This window comes from uncultured Boseongicola sp. (assembly GCF_937988555.1).
Taxonomy (GTDB): domain Bacteria; phylum Pseudomonadota; class Alphaproteobacteria; order Rhodobacterales; family Rhodobacteraceae; genus Boseongicola.
Window position 1 is genome coordinate 1 of record NZ_CALJXO010000389.1, and the last position, 3,824, is coordinate 3,824.

A 3,824-nucleotide genomic window follows, 5' to 3' on the forward strand; every position below is an offset into this window, starting at 1 on the left:
ACTTTTTGAGAACTCCTTCTTGTGCAAATCCGGAAATGTCGAGTTTTCACACAGCCTCTCCGCTTAACCGACACTAGCAACTCGTGCAGCTAAAGTCCGGGTTGAGCCAACGAAGTCGAAGCCATTTGCTACGACCGACAATGAATGCGTAAAAGCCAATTTTGCGCCCCATTCCAAACAAAAATATATGCAATATGTGGTATGTGTTAATTAGTAATGAGTGCCAGTATGAGTATGATGACCTCTGTAATCAGAACTGATGAGATCTTACGTTGCCAAAATGGCACGTCAGGTCCGGCCTCTGATGCAACTCATCCGATATCTGCTATTGAGAAAATGCGTTCTCGCTTGCGCTATTTCTCAGAAATTGAAGTCGCTAAACTGGAAGATGAGTTGGATTTTTACACCTTCACAGGCATTGCAGGCTCTTATGTGAAAAAGCTTCTTCCAGTTATCTGACCGGGATGACCCCGGCCCCTCCGAAATCCCGCTTTGTCCCGCGTTGCGGTCACTTGGCCCAAGAACATGCTGCAAGATGCACGAATGGCCGGTCTGGCGAAGCTGCGGCGCAGCATCAGATCGACCGACGAGCGGCAGCTAAGGGCCGGTCTCAACGTTCGCCTATAGGATGAAGCCAAAACTGATGCTTCATAACCGGATGGCAGGCTAGAGGGTAGTGTCGCAAAGTTTCCGCCAAGCCGAAGTAAGCTTTGCTAGCGGACACACCTATCCAGCGAGAGCGGCGAACTGCGCGAAGCCAGACTGGTCTGACTGGTCAAATTGACCCTTTCGAATCATGTGCGCGACTTCAATTCCGGCAAGAGTAGCCGAAGCTGAATTCAGCGATTTGAACGTTTGCATCGGGCGAGTGAGCTTCTTGATGAAACGGTGATCCTGCTCAATGATGTTGTTTAGATATTTCGTCCGCCGGACAGTGATTAACCAACACCAACCGCACATCACGAGCAGGCAGTTCATGTTGAACAAGGCCGCCGTATTCGATCCACTTTTATCTATGACAACCTTGTCAGGCCAGCGATTGTTGCCGATGGCTTTCATAAAAAACGCGGTCGCCGCGGCTTCGTCACGTCGCTCGGAGAGCATGAAATCAAGGGTGTTTCCTAGTTTGTCGATTGCGCGGTACAGGCATGTCCACTCACCTTTTACTTTGACATAGGTCTCATCTCTCACCTGACAGGGCATTGCATAGCAATGTCCCGAGAAGGCATTCGCCACGAGCGGCCAGTCGGAGACTTCCAGCGATGCGCTTCTTCGGCAATAGCGCCCGCGTATTTCTCGACCCATCGGTTGAGCGTTGCATGATCCAAATCGACGCCACGTTCGGCCATGATCTCTTCGAGATCACGATAGGAGACCGGAAAGCGAACGTAGAAATACACGGCGTTTAGGATCACGGATTTCGGGTACTGCGCGCCTTTGAAACTGATCAACTCTTCAATCCTGACTTAGTCTCGGGAAAGTGTGGGGTCTGGCTAGACAGGCCCGGCAACGCAACTGAAATCCGAAACTTTGCGACACTACCACTAAGACCTAGCCCGCTCCCCTTTCCGCTTTTTTTGGTCGTAAAATCCGGCGTTATTGCTATTTCTTGAACATCTGGCGCCATACCAATGCCCGTTGAGGATACTCCCATAACGGCAGTCTTGCGACCTTCATCCGCATTCGCTTTTCGCTAAAGTGGAGCGTAACATAAGGCTCTCAACTGTCCCAATTTGATAGGACCACCCAATGCGAATAATTGATGTGTGCGAAGTGACCAAACCCATCGCCTCGCCCATCCGCAACGCCTATATCGACTTCAGCAAGATGACTACCAGCCTTGTCGCGGTGGTCACGGATGTGATGCACAACGGGCGGCGGATTGTCGGCTACGGTTTCAATTCTAACGGACGATACGGACAAGGTGGCCTGATCCGCGAACGGTTCCGAGATCGTATTTTGGAGGCCAAACCAGAATGCCTTATGAATGAGGACGGCACAAACCTCGATCCACACCGAATTTGGGCCGCGATGATGACCAACGAAAAGCCGGGGGGACATGGTGAACGTTCGGTCGCCGTCGGGACGATCGACATGGCTGTCTGGGATGCGGTGGCAAAAATTGCGGATAAGCCGCTTTTTCGTTTACTGGCCGAGATGAAGGACCGTGAAGCCGATCCGCGCGTCTTCGTATATGCAGCGGGCGGCTATTATTATCCCGGCAAGGACAACAGCGCCCTACGGGCCGAGATGCGAGGGTACCTCGATCGCGGCTATAACGTGGTCAAAATGAAGATCGGCGGCGCCCCGCTGGACGATGATCGGGCGCGGATCGAGTCCGTTCTGGATGAAATAGGGAGCGATGCGCAGCTTGCAGTGGATGCCAACGGTCGTTTCGATCTGGAGACGGCAATTGCCTACGCCAAGATGCTGCGCGAGTATCCGCTATTCTGGTATGAGGAAATCGGCGATCCGCTGGATTATGCACTTCAAGCCGCGATATCGGAATTCTATGATGCGCCGATGGCAACAGGCGAGAACCTGTTCTCGCATCAGGACGCTCGCAATCTACTCCGCTACGGCGGTATGCGCGCCGACCGCGACTATCTGCAATTCGATTGTGCACTGTCTTATGGGCTGGTCGAATACCTGCGCACATTGGACATCCTGCGGCAATTCGGCTGGTCGCCCTCCCGCTGCATCCCGCATGGCGGACATCAGATGTCGCTGAATATCGCGGCGGGATTAGGGCTGGGCGGCAATGAAAGTTATCCTGACCTGTTCCAGCCATATGGGGGTTTTCCTGATGGCGTTAGGGTCGAAGAAGGACACATCGTGATGCCAGACATTCCAGGCATCGGTTTCGAAGGCAAAGCCGATCTAATCAAATTGATGCAAGAACTCGCGGAGTGACGTTCTGGTAGATCACGTACACGACCTGGTACTGCAAGCAATACCTGAGATATGGTGACTTCCTACCAAACTACTCCCATCTTTCGCCGGCAGGTTCTGTTCGCTTCGGGTTACCAAGTTTACCCTCTTCGAAAGGGAGAGTCCGCGTGGGAAATTAATAAATGTGACAGTTCAATCTCAATGGCGGCTGCACCAAAGACTTGCATTCTATTGGTAAACTGTTCCGAGCAAACTGCTTTTTCTCGCAGCACCTTAAGCGCCAATACTATCCAGCGAGGGGCGATACATTAAGACAGACCCGTAAGGATTGGCGGTTCGGGCAATCCATTATTCCAAGAACCAACCTTCTTGAGAAGGGGGCGATGGTTGGTTGATGGATCGAGTAAACATGATCAACTGTAAATGGCTCCGGGGTTCATTATGTTGTTTGGGTCCAATGCAGTTTTGATGCGCTTGAGGGCTTGGCGTTTAGTGGCGTCGGCGTAGATTTCCATATCTTGTGCCTTTAACCTGCCTATCCCGTGCTCCGCGCTGATCGACCCTTGATATAGCGAGGTTGCATCATTTATGGCCAGCCGAACCTTGTCGATAATCCCAGGCTGCGCTGCGATAAAAGCTGCCTTTGCAATACCATTCGGGGGCAGGACGTTGTGATGAATGTTACCATCACCAATGTGCCCATAGGTATTGATTTGAAGGTCAGGATGAATCTCGAAAATCGCCTGGTAGGTTTGTTCTATAAACGCTCCAACCTTGCTTATTGGCACAGAGGTGTCGCTGTTGCAAAAAGCCCCACCCATCCGGTTGGCCTCAGGGGTATTTTCACGCAAGTCCCATAACCCCGTTCGCTGTGCTTCCGACTGTGCGATCACGGCATCAAGCAAAAGGTTCTGTTCCAAACAGTCCGCCAA

The 3,824-nt window shown here is 51.9% G+C and carries 3 protein-coding genes and 1 pseudogene; 2 read left to right on the forward strand and 2 right to left on the reverse strand.

All coding sequences use genetic code 11. The features are described from left to right. Positions 1-228: 228 nt before the first annotated feature. Positions 229-459 (forward strand): hypothetical protein, encoded by a 231-nt coding sequence (locus tag Q1B15_RS23035; protein WP_299758528.1) that lies wholly within the window; start codon positions 229-231, stop codon positions 457-459. A gap of 267 nt (positions 460-726) precedes the next feature. Here the strand turns inward: Q1B15_RS23035 and Q1B15_RS23040 are convergent. Beyond that, a pseudogene (locus Q1B15_RS23040) lies at positions 727-1,451 on the reverse strand (IS6 family transposase). Between the two features lie 298 nt (positions 1,452-1,749). Here Q1B15_RS23040 and Q1B15_RS23045 point away from each other — a divergent pair. Then, positions 1,750-2,913, forward strand: a complete 1,164-nt coding sequence (locus tag Q1B15_RS23045) for a mandelate racemase/muconate lactonizing enzyme family protein (protein WP_299758530.1) — start codon at positions 1,750-1,752, stop codon at positions 2,911-2,913. A gap of 392 nt (positions 2,914-3,305) precedes the next feature. Here Q1B15_RS23045 and Q1B15_RS23050 read toward each other — a convergent pair. After that, positions 3,306-3,824: FAD-linked oxidase C-terminal domain-containing protein (locus Q1B15_RS23050; RefSeq protein WP_299758532.1), on the reverse strand; the 519-nt coding region annotated here is incomplete at its 5' end.